The organism is Protofrankia sp. CiP1_Cm_nod3 (assembly GCF_982290655.1).
Genome location: NZ_CEVIVD010000059.1, coordinates 10,033 through 10,571 on the forward strand (window position 1 = coordinate 10,033; position 539 = coordinate 10,571).

The following is a 539-nucleotide window of genomic DNA, read 5'->3' on the forward strand; positions in this document are numbered from 1 at the left end:
CGGCACAGACGGCACAGACGGATGTCCGCCATGCCCGGTACGGGCGCCGGCGACCAGGCCGGCGGATGGCTTCTGGACGACGGCCGCCACCCGCGCACTGGCACCGGACGCGCCGCTCCTGACAGCGGACGCGGCAGCGCCAGCGGCGGACGCGGTGGCTGTCCATCGTGCCAGCACGGCTGAGATCATCGCGTTGGTCTCGGTGACCAGCGCGTCGAACTCGGCGAGCACCGGATGGCCGGTGACAGCGTGTCCACCGGCTGGATGCGCGCTGACAGCCCGGTCCCGTCTTTCCCGCGCTGTCAGCGGCCGGCGCTCGCGGGCCGTCGCGGGAGGGGCCGGACGGGCGGGCAGCCCGGCAGCCGACGGTTCCCGCTCCGGCTCCACCGGAGCCGACGCCGAGAGTGGATCCGGCCCCGGATCCGGGAGTAGGGCCGCATTCGAGCGCAGGGCCGGTTCCGAAGGCGGAGTCGGCTCCGCGGCCAGGGCCGAATCCGTGATCAGGGCCGAATCCGCGGCCAGGGCCGAGTCCGTGACCA

1 protein-coding gene is annotated in these 539 nt (G+C 74.6%); it reads right to left on the reverse strand.

The window, feature by feature from the left end; all coding sequences use genetic code 11:
* A partial coding sequence (locus tag AC5LUJ_RS13280) for a hypothetical protein (RefSeq protein ID WP_493465016.1) occupies positions 1-231 on the reverse strand: 231 nt, incomplete at its 3' end.
* Positions 232-539: the final 308 nt, after the last annotated feature.